Origin of the sequence: Sciscionella sediminilitoris, from assembly GCF_000737195.2 — a bacterium.
Classification (GTDB): domain Bacteria; phylum Actinomycetota; class Actinomycetes; order Mycobacteriales; family Pseudonocardiaceae; genus Sciscionella; species Sciscionella sediminilitoris.
Genome location: NZ_JALM01000138.1, coordinates 1 through 17996 on the forward strand (window position 1 = coordinate 1; position 17996 = coordinate 17996).

The following is a 17996-nucleotide window of genomic DNA, read 5'->3' on the forward strand; positions in this document are numbered from 1 at the left end:
TCCTGCTCAGCGCGATCCTGGTCGCGGTCGGACTAGCCGCGCGCCGCGGTGCGGGGGACACTCCGGAGTTCGAGCGCACCGAACGGCCACCACGGATTCCCCTGGTGACCGTGTTCACCGAGCACCTGCGTGCGCTGTCACTGACCTTCGGGCTGAGCATGGGATACAACGCGATCGCCTATCTCGGCTTCTCCTTCTTCCTCACCTATGCGCTCGCCGTCGGGCACACGCAGGCGCAAAGCCTTGCCGCACAAGCGATATTCCTGACCGGTACCACCGTGTTCTCGTTCGTATCCGGTGGGCTGGCCGACCGCTTCGGCCGCCGTCCGGTGGTGTGTACCGGTGCCCTGCTGACAGGGATCTACCTGTTCGCGTTCTTCTGGATGGTCCACGAGGGCAACGATTTCCTGTTCTATCTGGCGTTCGCGCTGGCATCCCCGCTGACCGCTTCGATGAAGGGCACCACCCCGGCGATGATCGCCGAACAGTTCCCCGCCCAGGTCCGCTACAGCGGCGCCTCGCTGGGCTATCAGCTCGGTGCGGCGCTCGGCGGCGGTCTCGCCCCGACCCTGGCCACGCTCGTGTTCGTCTCTTCGGGCAAGGCATCCTGGAGTGTTCCGCTGCTCGGCGCGGGTGTCGCTCTGCTCGTGCTGATCTGTGCCGCGCTGTTGCCCGAAACCGCGCCGCGCCGGATCGGCGAGAGCGCACAATCCATTCCGGAGGTAGTGAAATGATCGAGGTAGCCAGCGTGCACGACTGGCTCGCCGGACACCGGGACGAGCTGGTCGCTGACCTCGGTGCGTATGTCGGCCACGAAAGCCCGAGCGGGGATCCCGCGCTGCTCGCCGTGACCCTGAACTGGCTGGAGCGCTGGATCGGTGAGCGGCTGGGTACCGCGAGCCGACGCGAGCTGGTTCCCGGTGGAGAACACGGATCGGTGCTCGTGCTGGATTTCCCGGGAGACGGCGCGGCACCGGTCGTGTTGCTCGGGCACTACGACACCGTCTGGCCCGAGGGAACCCTGGCGCAGTGGCCGTACACAGTGGACGGTGACACGGCGAGCGGGCCTGGCACCTTCGACATGAAGGCCGGTCTGGTGCAAGCGGTGTGGGCGCTGCGGTCGCTGGCGCGCAACGGATACACCATGCCGCCGATACGGATCGTGCTCAACGGCGATGAAGAGATCGGCAGCCCGGTTTCCCGGCCGGTGATCGAACGCGAGTGCGCGGATGCCGCCGCGGTGCTGGTGTTCGAGGGCAGCGCCGCGGGGTCGGTCAAGACCGCACGCAAAGGGGTCGGGATCTTCGAGCTCACCGTCGCTGGGCGCGAGGCGCACGCCGGACTGGATCCGGAGAAAGGCGCCAGCGCGGTCGATGAACTGGCGCGGGCCACGCTCACCCTGCACGCTCTAACTGACCTCGGGGCCGGAACCTCGGTGAACGTCGGGCTCGTGCACGGTGGCACCGCGAGCAATGTGGTCGCCGGAAACGCCGCGGCCACAGTGGATGTGCGGGTGCGCAGCCGGACTGAGCAGGACCGGATCGCCAGCGCGCTGGCCGGACTGCGCACGGCCGATCCGCGAGCTGAGATCACGGTCAGGGGAGAATGGAACCGGCCGGTCATGGAACGTAGCGCGGCGGCGGGACAACTCGCGGAACTGGCCAACCGGGCGGGCGCCGAGCTCGGCCTGGACATCGGCGAATGCGCGGTCGGCGGGGCCAGTGACGGCAATTTCGTCGCCGCACTGGGGATTCCGGTGCTGGACGGGATCGGTGCGGTCGGGGACGGCGCGCATGCCAGGCATGAACACGTTTCGATCGCTGCCATGACCGAGCGCGCCGCCGTGGCCGCCGCGGTGATCGTCGAATTCACCGGAAACCTTGGAGGAGCGCTGTGAAGATCGAGGGAATCGAACTCATCCGGCTCGAACTGCCGTTGCGGTATCCGTTCCGTACCTCGTTCGGTGCCGTGCACGAACGCGAAGTGCTCCTACTGCGCGTGCTCACCCCGGACGCCGAGGGCTGGTCCGAATGCGTCGCGTTCAGTACCCCCATGTACTCCTCGGAATACGTGGACGGTGTCGCCGAGATGATCCAGCGGTTCCTGATTCCGCGGCTGCGCGAGGCACGGGAACCCACCGCGGAGCAGATCGGCGAGTTGTTCGCACCGGTTCGCGGGCACCGGATGGCGAAAAGCACCGTAGAGACCGCAGTTCTCGACGCCCAGCTGCGCACCCACGGGCTCGCACTCGGCGATTACCTCGGCGCCACCCGCGAACGGGTACCGGCCGGTGTGTCGGTTGGGATCCACGATTCGATCCCGGAACTGCTCGAAGCCGTCACCGGATACCTCGACGAGGGGTATGCGCGGATCAAACTGAAGATCGCACCCGGCTGGGACATCGAACCGGTGCGCGCGGTCCGGGAACGCTTCGGAGACGAACTCGTGCTCCAGGTCGACGCCAACTCCGCGTACACCCTCGCCGATACACGCCACCTCGCCCGGCTCGACGCGTTCGACCTGCTGCTCATCGAGCAGCCACTCGGTGAAGAACAGCTGCGCCAGCACGCCGAACTGGCCGCGCACCTGCGCACCCCGGTGTGCCTGGACGAATCGATCGTCTCAGCCGAAGCCGCTGCGGACGCGATCGCGCTCGGTGCCTGCCGGATCGTGAACATCAAGCCGGGAAGGGTCGGCGGCTACCTCGAATCACGGCGCATCCACGACCTGTGTCAGGCCAACGGAATCGCCGTGTGGTGCGGCGGAATGCTGGAAACCGGGATCGGGCGCGCGGCCAACCTCGCCCTCGCCGGACTGCCCGGGTTCACCCTGCCAAGCGACACCTCCGCCTCCTCCCGCTACTACGCACAGGACATCACCGAACCCTTCGAACTCCAGCACGGCTGCCTGCAAGTGCCCACCGGACTCGGAATCGGCATCTCCCCGGACCAGAACACCCTTACCGCGCTCACCACTACGCGGCAGTGGATCGCCTTCTGATCACCGAGAGCGTCAGAAGCATCAGGGGATGTCATCCGAACGACAACCCCCGACGCCGGTAATGGTTTGAGGTTGGTGTTCCAATCGTTGGTCCACTGTCGTACGTCTTTCCAGTGCGGTGACACTGCGGCAGGCCGAACGGCGGCGTTTCCGGTTCACCGGTGCGGCGAACCAGCGTTCGGTGAGATTCAGTCAGGAACTGCAGGTCGTGTGCCGTTTTGATGGTGGCGTTGTCGTCCGGCACCAGGTGCAGATCCAGATCTTTCGGGCTCGGAGGAAACGTTTTCCGGTCTCAGTGCGGAGTGTGTTGATCGGGGGCGCCCGCTGGGTATCGGCTGTGTCCTGCCCGGTGGCTGGTGCCCGCTCCCGGCTCTGCGGCTTGTTTTTGTCGCGCGCTCACGGGTGGTGCGTGCCGTGCTGGGCCGGTTGTTCCGGGAGACGGCAGGCCGTGGTGACCCGGAGGAGGGTGCCTGGGGGTTGTCATCGTTACCGGCAAATCGTACGCTGCTGGAAAGCGTTTACCAGGCGGTGTGCGGAGGGAAGTTCGATGGAGCAGGCTGACGTGCTGATCATCGGCGCGGGGGCTTCGGGCGGTGTCGCCGCCGGCGCGCTGGCTCAGGCCGGTTTCGATGTGTTGTGTCTGGAACAGGGGCAGTGGCCGGACCGGGCCGATTACCCGGCCCAGCGTCGGACGTATGAGCTTGAGGCACGCAAGCAGTGGTCGGGTAGTCCCAACGTGCGTGGGCGGGCAGCGGACTATCCGGTCAACGATGTCGAATCCGATGTCGCACCGCTGATGTACGCGGGTGTCGGCGGGAGCATGGTGCTCTATGCCGGTGACTGGCCGAGGTTGCTGCCCTCGGATTTTCGTGTTCGCTCGCTGGATGGGGTCGCCGATGACTGGCCGCTGCGCTATGGGGATCTGCAGCCGTTTTATGAGCGCACCGATGCGGCGTTCGGCGTCTCGGGGGCAGGTGGCGATCCCGCTTACCCTGATGGTGCGGAGCCGCCGCTTCCGCCGCTGCCGATCGGTGCGATCGGCGCGCGGATGGCTCGTGCCCATGATCGACTGGGCTGGCATTGGTGGCCTGCGGCGCAGGCTGTGCTCTCCGCTCCGCACCAGGGCAGACGGCCGTGTGTGCAGTTCGGTGCTTGTATGCAGGGATGTCCAGAGGGTGCGAAGGCTTCCACCGATCTGACGCATTGGCCGTCCGCGGTCGCCGGCGGGGTGCGGTTGCTGACCGGGGCCCGGGTGTCGCGGATCCTGATGTCCGGCAACGGTTTGGCCACTGGTGCCGAGTTCGTGCGCCCGGACGGTTCGTGGCATGTCGCCCGTGCCGAGGTGGTGATTCTGGCCGCGAACGCGGTCGGTACTCCGCGTATCCTGCTCAATTCGAGCTCGCCGCGATATCCGGATGGGCTCGCCAATTCCAGTGGTCTGGTGGGGCGCAGGTTGATGGTGCATCCGTTCGCGAACGTGACCGGCTACTTCGACGAGGATCTGACGAGCTGGCGCGGACATGTCGGCGCGAAGATCGCCTGTTACGAGTTCTACGAGACCGACACCGATCGGGGCTTCGTGCGTGGCGCGAAGTGGAGCCTCGCGCCGACCGGCGGACCGCTCGATGCCGCACTGCCTTCCCGTGCGGGGAACGAGGTGTGGGGACCGGATCATCACGAACACATCCGCAAGCATCTGGGGCGGACGATCAGCTGGGGAATCTTCGGCGAGGATCTGCCCGATGAGGCAAACCGGGTCACGACCGATTCCGCGCTGACGGATTCCTCCGGTATCCCGGCGCCGAAGCTCAACTACACGGTCAACGAGAACTCCCGGCGTCTGCTCGACTTTCATGTCGCCCGTGCCACCGAGTCCTTGCAAGCCGCCGGAGCCTACGAGACCGCGGCGGAATCGTTGATGCGGTACTCCGGGTGGCATCTGCTCGGCACCACGCGGATGGGGACCGACCCGGCGACTTCGGTCGTCGACGAGTACGGCCGCTCCCACGACGTTCCCAACCTTTACGTCATGGATGGCAGCGTCTTCGTCACCTCCGGCGGGGTGAACCCGACGAGCACTATCACGGCGTTGGCGCTGCGGGCGGTAGAGCACCTTATCGAGCATCGCCGAGAGCAACGGGTTCCCGCCTGATCACCTGCGATATCAGGGAGTAGAGATGAACACCTGGTCGAGCCTGCCCGAGGTAGTCGACGTTCCAGGAGACTGCCGCGCCTGGCTGTGCGCCGTGGCCGATCACCTCATTCCGGCATCGGTCACCATGCCCGCGGCGGGTGCAGCCGGTGTCGGTGCCGGACAGCTGGATGTCGTTCTGCACAGCCGTCCGGACCTGGTGCGTGAACTGCTCCGCGCATGGTCGAGCACCACAGAGCTCGGGCCGGCGGAGGCCGTCGACCAACTGCGCCAGCTCGACGAACCCGCCTACCGCGCGGTGTTGCTGATCGTCGCCGGTGGCTATTACACCAACCCCGAAGTGCGCGATCTGCTCGGCTACACCGGCCAACAGCCGCGCACCGTGCAGATCGCCGAGGACATCGACGAGGACCTGCTCATGCGAGTGGTCGAACGGGGGCCGCGCTACCGGCAGGCGTGACGCCGGGGTGGACCGGAATTCTCAGCCCGCCGCGTCGCGCCTTGTGCTTTCCCGCAGCATCAGTTCGCCGCGCAGGCACAGGCGCTGTTTGATTCCCGGTTCGCCGTCCAGGGCGATTTCCACGACCTGCTCACCCATATCGGCCAACGGTAGCCGCACCGTCGTCAATCCGGGAACGACGTCGCGCAGCGAGCTGATGTCGTCGAAACCCGCTACGCCGATGTCCTCCGGTACGCGAAGTCCGGCTTCCCGCAGCGCGGCCAGTGCCCCCAGCGCCATCACGTCGTTGACCGCGAAAAGGCAGTCGACCGGCGGGCGAGCACCGGCGTTCTCGATTAGCGTCCGGGTTGCCGTGTACCCGCCTTCGCGGGTGAAGTCGCAGAAAATTCGCTGCCCACTGCCGGGTTCGGCATCGTGTTCGGCAAGCCCGACGCAGAATCCCTCCGCGCGGTCTCGAGCCGTGAGATGCTGAGGTGGTCCGGCGAGTACCGCGAAGCTCCGGTGCCCGGCCCGGCACAAGGCATCGGCGAGGTTCGCGGCACTCAACCGGTTCTCCACGACGACCGCGCTCACGCCCAGTTCGTCCTGGCCGATGCAGGCAACCCTGCCGCCGCCGCGCGTGAACGTCCGCAGCTCCGCACGCATCGGGTCCAGCAGCGACGGATCGTCCAGCCGGGAGCCCGCGAGCACGACAGCCTGCGCCCGCTGTTGCCGGAGCAGCTCGACGTGGTGCAGCTCGGCTGCCGGATCGCGCTGCGTACTGGCCACGGTCACCAGGAGTCCCCGTGTGCCCGCTGCCGCGATCACCCCGGCCGCGATGCTGGAGAAATAGGGATCGGCGATGTCGTGTACCACGAGTCCCAGCGTCGCGGTGTTGCCTCTGGCCATCGCCTGGGCTTGCGCGTTGGGTGAGTAGTCGAGTTCCGCGGCCGCGGCCAGCACCCGTGTCCGCAGGTCGTCGCCCACCTGGCGCGTGCCGCTGCCGTTGAGGGCGCGCGAAGCGGTAGCCAGGGAGACGCCCGCCCGTGTGGCGACATCGCCGAGTGTCGCGGTGCCGTCCGCTGCCTGGGTCTGCCTGGCCCGGTCGGGCTGAGAACGATAGCTCACGGCGCTAAGGCTAGCGCTTTCCCATCGAGCATGGGTGGGTCAACTGTGGGAGGGGTTGACGGTGACTCCGGTCCGGCCTAATTTGGAAAGCGCTTTCCCGTCTGTTGTCGAGCGCGCCGATCGTTGCGAGCTGGCCCTCGGCGAGGGGCTGTCCGAACGGTTCATGCGAGGGATTCAGGAGGTTTCATGGCTCAGCGAAGTATCGGCATCATCATGAACGGTGTCACCGGGCGAATGGGGTATCGCCAGCATCTGGTCCGTTCGGTTCTGGCTCTGCGGGACGCGGGTGGGGTCCGGTTGCGCAGCGGTGAGCGGGTGCAGCTGCGGCCGATGCTTGTCGGCCGTGATGCGGGAAAGCTCGCCGAGCTCGCGAATCGGCATGACATCGCGGACTGGACGACCGATCTCGATACCGCTCTTGGTGATGATCAGTGGGAGATCTATGCCGACTTTCTCGTGACGAATGCCAGGGCGGTCGCGCTGCGTCGGGCGATCGCGGCAGGTAAGGCGGTGTACACGGAGAAGCCGACAGCGGAGACGGCGTATGAGGCGCTGGAGCTGGCCGGGCTGGCGCGTCGTGCCGGGGTGCCGAACGGGGTGGTGCACGACAAGCTTTATCTACCCGGAATGCGCAAACTGGCCCGATTGGTTGATTCGGGTTTCTTCGGCAGGATTCTGTCGGTGCGCGGCGAGTTCGGCTACTGGGTATTCGAGGGCGATCTGCAGCCGGCGCAGCGGCCGAGCTGGAACTACCGTGCCGAGGACGGCGGCGGGATCGTGGTCGACATGTTCCCGCACTGGAACTATCTGCTCGAGAACCTGTTCGGCGAGATCAGGTCGGTGTATGCGCGCGCGGTGACACATATCCCGACCCGGTTCGACGAGACCGGGGCGCCGTACCCCGCGACGGCCGACGACGCTGCCTACGCCGTTTTCGAATTCGAGAGTGGCGCGATCGCACAGCTCAACTCCAGCTGGGCGGTGCGCGTCAATCGCGGGGAACTGGTCGAGTTTCAGGTGGACGGGACTCATGGCAGTGCCGTTGCCGGGCTCTTCGGCTGCCGTATCCAGTCTCGCGACATGACGCCGTATCCGACATGGAACCCCGATCTGGCCGAGACGCACGATTACACCGCGGACTGGAGCGAGGTGCCGGACAACACGGTGTTCGACAATGGATTCAAGACGCAGTGGGAGCAGTTCATCCGCCACGTAGTCGACGGTGAACCGCATCCCTATGATCTGCTTTCCGGCGCCAGTGGGGTACGGCTGGCCGAAGCGGGACTGGAAAGCTCCCGCACGGGTACCCGGGTGGACCTGCCCGAACTGATCGTTCCGGAGCTCGCCCAAGCCGATGGGGTGGCGCAGTGACGACCGTTGCGCTCGTCGATGGCGATGCCGGGCTGAGGTTTAGCGAACTGGCCGCGGCGCCGGTCTTGCACCGTCCCGATGAACCACTGCGCAGCAGGACCGCATATGCCGCGGCACATGTTCTGCCCCGCGCGACAGGGGAGAACGTGCCCGGCGCCCCAGCAGAGATCGACTGGGACGCCACACTGGCTTTCCGTCACCACCTGTGGTCCTGGGGGCTCGGTGTGGCCGACGCCATGGACACCGCGCAGCGCAATATGGGACTGGACGCGGCAGCGACCAGGGAACTGATCGCACGCAGCGCGGCAGAAGCCGCCGCGGTCGGCGGTGCACTGGTAGTCGGCGTGAACACCGACCATCTCGCCGAAGAAATGGTGTCACTGGGCGAGATCGTCGACGCGTACGTGGCGCAGCTGCAGTTCGCCGAGGACCAGGGCGCGGGGGTTGTCCTGATGGCCAGCCGCCATCTGGCTCGCGCCGCTGCCTCGGCACAGGACTATGAGTGGGTCTATCGCGAGGTGCTCGCCAGGGCGGGTGCCCCAGTGGTGCTGCATTGGCTGGGCGCGGCGTTCGACGCGCAGCTGCACGGATATTTCGGGCCTACACCCGCCGAGACCGTCATACGGATCATGGCGGAGAACACCGACAAGGTACGCGGAATCAAGATGAGCTTGCTCGACGCCGAGCGCGAGACCGAACTGCGGGCAAGGCTGCCTCGCGGTATCCGCATGTTCACCGGAGACGACTACCACTACGTCGAGTTGATCGAAGGGGACGGACGCCAGCACTCCGATGCGCTGCTGGGCGCCTTCGCTGCCATCGCGCCGTTGGCTTCCGCGGCACTGCAGGCATTGGATGCCGGTGACAGCAACGGTTACCGACGACTACTCCGGCCAACCGAGGCACTGGCGAGGCAGATTTTCGCGACGCCGACGGAGTTCTACAAGACCGGGGTGGCCTTTCTGTCCTGGCTCAACGGTCACCACCCCGCGTTCACGATGATCGGCGGGCTGCACGCCGCACGGAGTCTTCCGCACTTGTCCGAGGTTCTGCGACTGGCCGACGCTGCCGGGGCGCTCACCGACCCGGAACTGGCCGCACAGCGCTGGAACGCCCTGCTGGCTCTGCACGGTGTACTCGAACGGCGTCCGGCATGAGCGCCCGGATATCGTTGAACCAGGCCACGATCCGGTACGCCGACCTCGCGACCGCGTTGCACGCCGCCCGGACAGTGGGGATTCCCGCGATCGGTTTGTGGCGGGAACCCGTTGCCGCCGTTGGGATCCGAACCGCGGCTGCATGGGTCGCCGAATCGGGGCTACGGGTCTCGAGCCTGTGCCGTGGCGGGTTCTTCACCGATTCCTCCACGACCGCGCTCGCCGACAATCGCAGGGCGATCGAGGAGACCGCTACCCTGGCTGCCGCTGGCGCGCCGGGGTCGGCACCGGTACTCGTCCTGGTTCCCGGTGGCCTGCCGAACGGTGACCGTGACCTGGCCGGTGCCCGATGCCGGGTTCGGGACATGATCGCCGAGCTCGTCGAGGACGCCGCGGCAGCCGGGGTGATCCTCGCGATCGAACCGATGCACCCGATGTATGCCGCGGACCGGGGTGTGGTTTCCACACTGGCACAGGCACTCGAGGTCGCCGAGCAGTTTCCGCCAGAAGTCGTCGGCGTGGTCGTGGACACCTTCCACATCTGGTGGGAACCCGGCCTCGAGGCGCAGATCGCCCGAGCCGGGCGGGACGGGCGGATCGCCAGCTACCAGGTCAGTGACTGGGTCACTCCGCTGCCATCCGATGTCCTGCTCGCCAGGGGCATGCCGGGCGAAGGACACATCGATCTGCCCGCGATCACCCGAGCCGTCGAGAACGCAGGCTACCGCGGTGATGTGGAGGTCGAGATCTTCAACCGCGAGTTCTGGGAAACCGAACCGGTATCGGTTGCCGAACGCACCGTGAAAGCCGTCAACGCCACCCTCGGACTCGGCACATGACCGATACGCCGTGTGTCGTGTCGCAGCGGGTATTGATTGCACCCGACTCGTTCAAAGGCTCCGCGACCGCCTGCGAAGTCGCGTGCGCCATCGCCGAAGGGTGGACCGAAGCGCGGCCACAGGATGAACTACACCAGCTCCCGCTGGCCGATGGCGGTGAGGGAACCCTCGACGCCGTCGCCACAGCTATCACTGGGACGCGGCGGGTTCCCGTCACGGTTCCCGGCCCGGACGGTCGCCCGGTCGGCACACACTGGTTGGCCTTGCCCGATGGCACCGGCCTCGTCGAGCTGGCCGGTGCCAGTGGGCTGACCCTGCTCGACCGGCCGTGTCCTGCCAGCGCACACACCCTCGGCTTCGGTCGCGTGATCGCCGCGGCCATGGACGCCGGGGTACGGCACCTTCTGCTGGCTCTCGGCGGATCGGCCTCGACCGATGGTGGCGCAGGAGCGCTCACCGCGCTCGGTGCACGCCTGCTCGATACCGCCGGAGAACCGGTTCCGCTCGGCAACCACGGTCTTGCCCGGTTGCATTCGGTCGACCTCAGCGACTTGCGGCAGCCGCCGGCAAGCGGAGTCACCGTGCTCAGCGATGTCACCCATCCGCTGCTCGGACCGACGGGAGCGGCCGCGATGTTCGGCGCCCAGAAAGGGTTTACCGCCAACGGAATCGTGACGGCGGACCGAAACCTGCGCAGGCTTGCCGAGCGGCTGCCCGCCGATCCCAGCACCACGGGCACCGGTGCGGCCGGTGGCACCGGCTTCGGACTGCTCGCCTGGGGAGCTGACCTCGTCGCTGGCAGCGAACTGCTCGGGAGACTTGTCGGACTGCCTTCCGCGGTGGCGGCCGCCGACGTGGTGATCACCGGTGAGGGACGGTTCGACGGAGCATCGCAGGCCGGGAAAGCCCCCGGCCATGTCGCGGCGCTGGCCGCCGCCACGGGTACCCAGGCGCTGCTGATCGCCGGACAGATCACCGCCGACGGCCCCTTTCTGGCCACTGAGGACCTCAGCGTGCTCGCCGGCGGCCCGGGGCGCGCGCTCGCCGACCCGATCAATCATCTGCGGCGAGCCGGAACCGAACTGGCCATCCAATACCAGAGGTCGGACAACCAGTCCGAGAACCGATCAAGGAGGTAAACAGCCCATGACGATCGCCACTGTCGATCCCACGACCGGAAAGCTTCGCAAGGAGTTCACCCCACACACCCCAGCAGAGGTCGAAGCACGAGTCGAGGCCGCCGACACGGCTTTCCGCGCCCTGGCCTCGACCACGTTCACCGAACGCGCCGAGTGGCTGCACCGCGCGGCCGACCTGCTCGAAGCCGAGGCAGACGAGGTCGCCGAACTGATCACGACCGAGATGGGCAAGACCGTGGCCAGCGCACGCACCGAGGCGCTGAAATCGGCGACCGGAATGCGGTTCTTCGCCGACAACGCCGAGCGCTACCTGTCCGCGGAACGGCCCGTCGAACCGGCCTCGGTCGGCGCGAGCGAGCTCACCGTCCGCTTCGATCCCATCGGTGTCGTGCTCGCGGTGATGCCCTGGAACTACCCGCTGTGGCAGACGATCCGCTTCGCGGCCCCCGCACTGCTCGCGGGGAACACCGGGCTACTCAAACACGCCTCCAACGTTCCCCAGTGCGCGCTCTATCTCGGTGAGTTGTTCGAACGCGGTGGGTTCCCCACTGGCGCCTTTCAAACCCTGCTCATCGAGGCCGCCGACGTCACCCGGCTGCTCGACGACCGGCGGATCCGGGCGGCGACACTGACCGGATCCGTCGCCGCCGGCGCCGCGGTCGCCGAAGCCGCAGGGCGGAACATCAAGAAGACAGTGCTCGAACTGGGTGGCACGGACGCGTTCATCGTGCTGCCCAGCGCGGATGTGACAAGGGCGGCGGAGGCCGCGGTCACCGCCCGAGTACAGAACTCCGGACAATCCTGCATCGCGGCCAAGCGCTACTACATCCACACCGACGTCTACGACGAGTTCACCGCACGCTTCGTCGAAGGGATGGCCGCAACGACAACCGGCGATCCACGAGACGAGGCGACGACCTTCGGCCCGCTGGCCACCGAACGCGGCCGCCGCGATGTCGAATCGCTCGTCGCCGACGCCATCAGCAACGGCGCGACAGTGCTCACCGGCGGAAAGACCCCGCCCGGACCCGGATACTGTTACCCGGCGACAGTGCTCGCCGATATCACCCCCGAAATGCGGCTCTACCGTGAGGAATGCTTCGGACCGGTGGCCTGTCTGCACCGGATCGATAGCGTCGACGACGCCATCCGGCTCGCCAACGACTCGGATTTCGGGCTCAGCTCCAGTGTGTGGACCACAGACCGCAACGAAATCGACCGGCTCACCCGCGAGATCGACGCGGGCGGCGTCTTCGTCAACGGACTCACCGCCTCATTCCCCGGCGTCCCATTCGGCGGAGTCAAGGATTCCGGCTACGGCCGGGAACTATCCGCCCTCGGCATCCGGGAGTTCGTGAACATCAAGACCGTCTGGACAGCCTGACCCTCGAGGGGCGGCGTCTGGCGGGCAACGGTAACCAGGTTCACCTACTGCACCGTGCCGAACCCGCGATGCGCGGCTCCGCCCGGGGGATCGCCGTGCTGCGTGGACAAGAGAGCATCGCAGGAACGCGACGCACAGTCATCCGGGCAGCCCACCTATTTGCCTCACGTGGTGCGGGCCGCGTTCACCAGTCAGGGGAAGACGGGGTCGAGCTCGGTGTGCCATTCCGGGTGCCATTGAACGCCGAGTACCGAGTGTCCGGTGAGTTCGATGGATTCGATGCTTCCGTCGGTTGTGTGGCTTGTGGCGGTGACACCGGGTCCGCATTCTCTCACGGCTTGGTGGTGCCATGAGTTGGTTTGGACGGTGGCGCCGTAGAGTTGGTGGGCAAGTGCTTGTGTCACTTGACCCCCTTTAGGGCTCGGCTGATGGGGGGGTGAGTGCTCCGAGGATGGCTGCGAGGACGATGGCTGCCACGCCTGTCGAGCCGAAGTAGGCGAATTCGTGGGCGGGCGAGTACCAGGCGGATATGACTCCGGAAAGTGCCGACCCGAGTGCGACGGACAGATAGGCCATAGCAACGATCCGGTTGGGGGAGATGCGTGGCCCCACCTTCGTCGAGAAGGACAGCAGCACGGGCACCTGCCACAGTTCGAAGACGCTGGCCACGAACACGATGAGGACCACCGCCAGGAACGGGGTCGTGTTGTCCGCCCCGCCCGACCACGGCAGGAACAACAGGAAGGCAAGGCCCATTCCGCCCAGCGCGACCGCGAACTTGGCCGGAGTGCCGGGGTTGGCGCGAACCGAGGCGGGTCCACAGGACCGAGAAGATCGGTGCGAGGAAGAGTACGAAGAAGGGATCCAGTGAGTTGACCCAGGAGATGGGCATTTCCCAGCCGAACAGGCTGCGGTTCATGCGTTGGTCGGAGTATATCGTCAGGACGGTGAACTCCTGCTGGAAGATCGACCAGTAGAGGACGCTGCCGATCCAGAGGGGAATGAAAGCGCGTGCGCGGCTGCGTTCGTCGGTGGTCAGGTGGAAGCTCGTCAGGAGGTGGGCGAACATGCCGACTGCCATGACCGCGACGGCGATGGCCACTGCGGTTGACGGGTTGGCGGAGTTGACGATGCCCGAAGCGAAAAGCGCTGCGATCACCAGTGCGGCACTGAGAACCGCAACTGCGGAGCGGGTGTATTCGGTCCGGGCGAGGGGATGGGCGACAGGGCGGGCGGGGATGCGTCGGCGGCCGACGAGGTAGATGATGAGCCCGATCGCCATCCCGATGGCTGCGAGCCCGAAGCCGATGTGGAACCCGAGTTCTTTCTGGGCCAGCCCGGCGAGCAGGGGGCCGGTGAGAGAACCGGCGTTGATTCCCCGGTAGTAGATGGTGAAGCCGGCGTCGCACGTTTTGCCTGGTGGCGCACCCAACAAGGCAATATCCGAACCTAAACCTGCTGGTCAGCGGGTTGCCGGTCTCCGTGAAGGAGCTGCATGCCAAGGTTCGGCGCGACGGATACCATCAGCCCGCTCGCCAGAAGTCACAGAGGTAGCTCTGCGTGACGGTTGATCTGACCGGGTGGGCGGTCGTTTGTCGGTGACGTAATCCCGTGATTGGCACCGTAGGCGATGGGTTCGGTGCCGAGCGAGCGCAGGAAATCTTTGGTGGCCGGACTGCCAGTACCGATCACGCGTGCACCCCGAACCATGGCAAGCTGGACGGCGGCACTGCCGACGCTGCCGGATGCGCCGTTGATGAGCACCGTGTCACCGCTCTCGACACCTAACTGGTCGAGGGCGCGCGCTGCCGTCTCGGTCGCGGCCGGTAGTGCGGCGGCCTCAGCGAAGCCGAGCGACGGCGGGATGGGTGTGTAGCAGGACAGCACCGTCAGTTCCGTTTGAGCGCCACTGGCGGGGGAGAATCCGAACACGCGGTCGCCGACGGCGACACTGGTGACACTCGCACCGAGCTCGTCGACGATGCCCGCCGCCTCGTGGCCCATGGTCTGCGGAAGCTCCTGGTCCATCAGCCCCTGGCGCTTCTTCCAGTCGCTCGTGTTGAGCCCGGCGGCGTGCACGGCGATCCGGACCTGGCCGGGGCCGGGGTGCGGATCGGGCAGGTCCACGATCTTGAGGACCTCCGGGACCCGAACCGGCTGAACTCGACCGCCCTCAGGAGTCCCTCTTCTCGCGAACGGTCGCTGCCCGAGCGCGGTGCCGCCAGGCGCAGTGCTTGCCGAGGCTGTGCTTGTCAAGGAAGTGACGCTGTTCGGTAGCGGCCTCCTCGTCCTCCGGGCTGTCGCCTCCGAACCCGCCATGCGGCATCGCCTCGAACACGTGCAGTTCGGCCTCCACGCCGGCGCGCCGCAACTCGCGGTGCATCCGGACGGTGTTGGAGAGGAACAGATCGCGGGTCCCGGTTCGGAGGAACGTGGGCGGGAAGCCGGACAGCTCACCCAGGATTGGGGACAGATACGGATCCCGCAGGTCAGCCCCTGCCGCGTAGAGGGCGTTCGTCGCGCGCAAGCTGCTGAGCACGTTGTCCACGCCCGCCAGGGTCTGGAAAGTGTCGCCCGCCTCGGTGAGGTCGACCTGCGGGGTGTTGAGCACCAGGGCCGCGGGCATCGGCAGCCCGGCGTCTTTGGCGCGCAGCAGCAGGGCCGCGGCGATGTTTCCTCCCGCGGAGTCGCCTCCGACGAACACCCGCGACGGGGCGCGGTCCCGCACAACGCGGCGGTACACGGCGATCGCGTCGTCAAGCGCGGCAGGATAGGGATGCAGCGGCGGCAGCCGGTAGTCCACGCCCCACGTGAGCATGCCCATGGACGACGCGGTCCTGGCCGTCGTTGCGCGGCACGCGTCGCCGCCGCCGACCAGGAGACCTCCGGGGTGCATCCAGAGGAAGACCGGCTCGTCCGCCTTCTCCTTGACCCCGCGGGGCCTCGCGGCGTACACGGTGGCGCCGTCCACGTCGAGGTCCTCGACGGTGACCGGCAGCTCGGAGATCGGGAACCGCCGGGCCGTGGATCGATTCGCCCGCTCGGCCATCGCGAGCCACGCCTCGGTGTCCTCGGCGGCCGGATAGGACAGCTCGCCACCGTCGACGGCGAGCCATGCCCGCGCCTGCTTGCTGACCGTGGACGGAGCGGGGAACCTGCGCTCGCTCATGACGATGGCTCCTGTCGATGCCACCTCGTCGCCGGTGCCCGGCGGCCCGACCGTCTGTCGCTGCATGGGACCTTCTCCCCTCGATCAACGCGACTCACTGGGCAGCGTCGGCAATCATGTTCGTTGCACAGTGGCGGATCAAGCACTAGATTAACTGACTAAATTTAGTTACACAAGAAAGTGGGATGCATGCCCAGAACCAGCGAGCGCGGCGGCCCACAGACGCGCGCACGGATCCTGGAGGTCGCGAACCGGTTGTTCTTCGAGCGTGGGTACGAAGCCGTCACCGTCGCCGAGATCGCGCGCGAGGCCGGAGTCTCGAGCGTGACAGTCTTCAACCACTTCCCGCGCAAGGAAGACCTCTTCATGGACCGCGCGGCCGACGCGGTCGACCTGCTGCGCTCGATCATCCGCGACCGCGCACCGGGCGTCGACGCGCTGACATCCTTGCGGGATACGAGCTTCCGCCTCCTCGACACCCGACACCCGCTCTCCGGTGTCTCCGACCGTTCCGTGCCCTTCTTCCGGACGGTCGCGGAGTCGCCCGCGCTCGTCGCGCGCGCACGAACCATCGCGTCCGAACTACAGACGACGCTGACCGACGAACTCGATCGCGACTCGGCCTTCGAGGGCGACGCGACATTGCTCGCCGCGTTCTTCATCGCCGGCTACAGCGCGGTGCTGGTGGAGACCGCGCGCCGCCTCATCGCAGGCGAGCCGACGAGCACCATAGTGAAGGACCACCGGGTACGCCTCAAGCGACTGTTCACGGCCCTCCGCGACGGAGTTGGCCCCGAATCGTAACGGCGCGCACGCGCGCCCGGCGCTGCCGGTGCGGGTGTCGGCAGCGGGCGCGCCCGATCTTCCCGGTCGCCGGTCACGGCTGAATGGTGTCCAGGTCCTTCACAAGGAGCGGGGTACTTGGGCTCCCAACTGAGCGCCTGCCGGGTGTGGGTGCTGGACGAGGGCTGGCCGGTCGCGAAGATCGGGCCGACGGGCAGCAGGTCTGCGCTGACACCGACTCGACCGGCAGGCCCAGCCGTCATTGCCGGGCTTCTGACGAGCCGGGCATGCGTGGACTTGGTGACAACCAGCGTTCTTGGTGACAACCGTCCTGATCAGTCACGCAATGCTGCACTGCGGCAGATTTCGGCCTGCGACACCGGGACTGTCGACATAACCACGGCCGTCCTCACCCGGTGGCTAAGCGAACTCAACCGAGACGACACCTTCCGCGGCAAGACCGAAGCGCACACTCTTCCAAACGACGCGTTCGTGCGACAGCTGGGGCGAATCGCGATTCGACAAGGTTTCCGCAAGATCCTTGCGCTGCGGTCAGCCCAACCGGATGCGAACCTAAACGTACTGAAGCGGTGACCGTGAGCCCCTGAAACCAGCCGAAACGACGGGGCAGAGCCAGTGCAAGGAAACCGCCAGGAATCCGGTGCGCCCCCAACAAGCCAGTATACGAACCTAAACTTGCTGGTCAGCGGATTGTCGACCTCTGTGAAGGAGCCGCATGCCAAGGTTCGGCGCGACGGGTACCATCAGCCCGCTCGCCAGAAGTCACAGAGGTAGCTCTGCGTGACGGTTGATCTGGCCGGGTGGGTGTGCGGTGGAAGCAGGTGCTGGCAGTCGAGGTGGGCGTGGGTGGTCATCGTGGCAGGCATCTGTCCTGGGCGGGCGGTCGTTTGTCCGTGACGTAGAGGGTATGTCCCCGCGACCGTGTGCGCCCTGGATGCAGGCTCGTGGCCGATGGGCGAGCTTGCCGCGACATGCCGGGCTCTCGTCGAGGCTGTCGCCCGTCGAACTTCATGCTGGGCTGGACTCAGGGGTGCGGGTCGGATGCGTCGAGCAGAGCGCGCAGCGTTCGTTGCAGGGTCACGCGATCGGCAGGATCGAGCGGCTCCAGCAGATCTTCCTCGATGTCGGCGTTCAGTGATCGGAGCTTCTTGGCGAATCGTCGGCCGGTGGGCGCGAGTTTCAGCACCCGTCGGCGCCGATCGGCGGGGTCGACCTGGCGAATCAGCAGTCCCTGTTCGACCGAGGTCTCGATGATCGGTACCGCGTTGCGGGGGTCGATGCCCACCAATTCGGCCAGTCGTTGCTGGCCGAGTGGACCGATTTCGTCGAGGGTCAGCAGGAGCTTGTACTGACTTGAGGTCAGCTCGAGCTCGGCGAGCATGCCGGTCCACCGTTGCAGGACGAGCTTGCCGGC

At 66.8% G+C, this 17996-nt stretch carries 17 protein-coding genes and 2 pseudogenes; 12 read left to right on the plus strand and 7 right to left on the minus strand.

What is annotated here, in order from left to right; genetic code table 11:
- From AD72_RS33340 to AD72_RS33360, 5 genes are all read left to right on the plus strand, one after another.
- On the plus strand, positions 1-734 hold a 734-nt coding region (locus AD72_RS33340; protein WP_197285159.1), incomplete at its 5' end, for an MFS transporter.
- The gene (locus AD72_RS33345; protein WP_031470638.1) at positions 731-1897 is read left to right on the plus strand and encodes a M20 family metallopeptidase; all 1167 of its coding nucleotides are present in this window, start codon (positions 731-733) and stop codon (positions 1895-1897) included. The genes AD72_RS33340 and AD72_RS33345, both read left to right, overlap by 4 nt.
- Positions 1894-3000 carry an o-succinylbenzoate synthase gene (gene menC, locus AD72_RS33350; RefSeq protein ID WP_031470639.1) on the plus strand — a complete coding sequence of 369 codons (1107 nt, stop codon included), beginning with the start codon at positions 1894-1896 and terminating at the stop codon, positions 2998-3000. Before AD72_RS33345 ends, menC begins: the two co-directional genes overlap by 4 nt.
- A gap of 118 nt (positions 3001-3118) precedes the next feature.
- The gene (locus tag AD72_RS33355) at positions 3119-5152 is read left to right on the plus strand and encodes a GMC family oxidoreductase (RefSeq protein ID WP_231645127.1); all 2034 of its coding nucleotides are present in this window, start codon (positions 3119-3121) and stop codon (positions 5150-5152) included.
- 25 nt (positions 5153-5177) lie between these two features.
- A complete protein-coding gene (locus AD72_RS33360) occupies positions 5178-5612 on the plus strand; it encodes a hypothetical protein (protein WP_031470641.1) in 435 nt (144 codons plus the stop codon).
- A gap of 21 nt (positions 5613-5633) precedes the next feature.
- Here AD72_RS33360 and AD72_RS33365 read toward each other — a convergent pair whose 3' ends face one another.
- Positions 5634-6719 carry a LacI family DNA-binding transcriptional regulator gene (locus tag AD72_RS33365; RefSeq protein ID WP_037348251.1) on the minus strand — a complete coding sequence of 362 codons (1086 nt, stop codon included), beginning with the start codon at positions 6717-6719 and terminating at the stop codon, positions 5634-5636.
- 186 nt (positions 6720-6905) lie between these two features.
- Here AD72_RS33365 and AD72_RS33370 point away from each other — a divergent pair, with 186 nt between their 5' ends.
- The 5 genes from AD72_RS33370 to aldh are packed head-to-tail and all read left to right on the plus strand — an operon-like array spanning position 6906 to position 12609.
- A complete protein-coding gene (locus AD72_RS33370; RefSeq protein WP_051899297.1) occupies positions 6906-8090 on the plus strand; it encodes a Gfo/Idh/MocA family protein in 1185 nt (394 codons plus the stop codon).
- Positions 8087-9247, plus strand: a complete 1161-nt coding sequence (locus tag AD72_RS33375; protein ID WP_031470644.1) for a DUF993 family protein — start codon at positions 8087-8089, stop codon at positions 9245-9247. Before AD72_RS33370 ends, AD72_RS33375 begins: the two co-directional genes overlap by 4 nt.
- Positions 9244-10086 carry a sugar phosphate isomerase/epimerase family protein gene (locus AD72_RS33380; RefSeq protein WP_031470645.1) on the plus strand — a complete coding sequence of 281 codons (843 nt, stop codon included), beginning with the start codon at positions 9244-9246 and terminating at the stop codon, positions 10084-10086. The genes AD72_RS33375 and AD72_RS33380 overlap by 4 nt, the downstream gene beginning before the upstream one ends.
- Positions 10083-11225 carry a glycerate kinase gene (locus AD72_RS33385; protein WP_051899298.1) on the plus strand — a complete coding sequence of 381 codons (1143 nt, stop codon included), beginning with the start codon at positions 10083-10085 and terminating at the stop codon, positions 11223-11225. The genes AD72_RS33380 and AD72_RS33385 overlap by 4 nt, the downstream gene beginning before the upstream one ends.
- A gap of 7 nt (positions 11226-11232) precedes the next feature.
- Entirely contained in the window at positions 11233-12609 is a 1377-nt protein-coding gene (aldh, locus tag AD72_RS33390) for an aldehyde dehydrogenase AldH (protein ID WP_031470647.1), read from the plus strand.
- A gap of 191 nt (positions 12610-12800) precedes the next feature.
- On the opposite strand, the gene AD72_RS37820 is transcribed toward aldh, so the two are convergent.
- The 5 genes and pseudogenes from AD72_RS37820 to AD72_RS33410 all read right to left on the minus strand — a co-directional run bounded on the left by AD72_RS37820 (position 12801) and on the right by AD72_RS33410 (position 15844).
- A complete protein-coding gene (locus AD72_RS37820) occupies positions 12801-13013 on the minus strand; it encodes a gamma-glutamyl-gamma-aminobutyrate hydrolase family protein (RefSeq protein ID WP_255357212.1) in 213 nt (70 codons plus the stop codon).
- Positions 13014-13023: 10 nt separating this feature from the next.
- Entirely contained in the window at positions 13024-13365 is a 342-nt protein-coding gene (locus tag AD72_RS37825) for an MFS transporter (RefSeq protein WP_051899299.1), read from the minus strand.
- A 97-nt stretch (positions 13366-13462) separates the two neighbouring features.
- Positions 13463-14044 (minus strand): annotated as a pseudogene (locus tag AD72_RS38295) (oligopeptide:H+ symporter); the annotation flags it as partial.
- Positions 14045-14229: 185 nt separating this feature from the next.
- Positions 14230-14786, minus strand: a pseudogene (locus AD72_RS33405) (NADP-dependent oxidoreductase); the annotation flags it as partial.
- A complete protein-coding gene (locus tag AD72_RS33410) occupies positions 14783-15844 on the minus strand; it encodes an alpha/beta hydrolase (RefSeq protein WP_037348254.1) in 1062 nt (353 codons plus the stop codon). The pseudogene AD72_RS33405 and the gene AD72_RS33410, both read right to left, overlap by 4 nt.
- A 123-nt stretch (positions 15845-15967) precedes the next feature.
- Here AD72_RS33410 and AD72_RS33415 point away from each other — a divergent pair, with 123 nt between their 5' ends.
- Both AD72_RS33415 and AD72_RS36950 read left to right on the plus strand, forming a co-directional pair.
- Positions 15968-16582 (plus strand): TetR/AcrR family transcriptional regulator, encoded by a 615-nt coding sequence (locus tag AD72_RS33415; protein WP_031470649.1) that lies wholly within the window; start codon positions 15968-15970, stop codon positions 16580-16582.
- A gap of 117 nt (positions 16583-16699) precedes the next feature.
- Positions 16700-17155: a hypothetical protein gene (locus AD72_RS36950; protein ID WP_156365497.1), complete on the plus strand. Its 456-nt coding sequence runs from the start codon at positions 16700-16702 to the stop codon at positions 17153-17155.
- A gap of 451 nt (positions 17156-17606) precedes the next feature.
- Here AD72_RS36950 and AD72_RS33420 read toward each other — a convergent pair.
- The coding region (locus tag AD72_RS33420; protein WP_051899301.1) for a MarR family winged helix-turn-helix transcriptional regulator at positions 17607-17996 on the minus strand (390 nt) is incomplete at its 5' end.

Coding starts and splice junctions, on each gene's coding strand:
- AD72_RS33380 (WP_031470645.1), top strand. CDS start 9,244: ATGAGCGCCCGGATATCGTTGAACCAGGCCACGATCCGGTACGCCGAC.
- aldh (WP_031470647.1), top strand. CDS start 11,233: ATGACGATCGCCACTGTCGATCCCACGACCGGAAAGCTTCGCAAGGAG.
- AD72_RS37825 (WP_051899299.1), bottom strand. CDS start 13,365: ATGGGCCTTGCCTTCCTGTTGTTCCTGCCGTGGTCGGGCGGGGCGGAC.
- AD72_RS33370 (WP_051899297.1), top strand. CDS start 6,906: ATGGCTCAGCGAAGTATCGGCATCATCATGAACGGTGTCACCGGGCGA.
- AD72_RS33385 (WP_051899298.1), top strand. CDS start 10,083: ATGACCGATACGCCGTGTGTCGTGTCGCAGCGGGTATTGATTGCACCC.
- AD72_RS33410 (WP_037348254.1), bottom strand. CDS start 15,844: ATGCAGCGACAGACGGTCGGGCCGCCGGGCACCGGCGACGAGGTGGCA.
- AD72_RS33345 (WP_031470638.1), top strand. CDS start 731: ATGATCGAGGTAGCCAGCGTGCACGACTGGCTCGCCGGACACCGGGAC.
- AD72_RS33360 (WP_031470641.1), top strand. CDS start 5,178: ATGAACACCTGGTCGAGCCTGCCCGAGGTAGTCGACGTTCCAGGAGAC.
- AD72_RS33415 (WP_031470649.1), top strand. CDS start 15,968: ATGCCCAGAACCAGCGAGCGCGGCGGCCCACAGACGCGCGCACGGATC.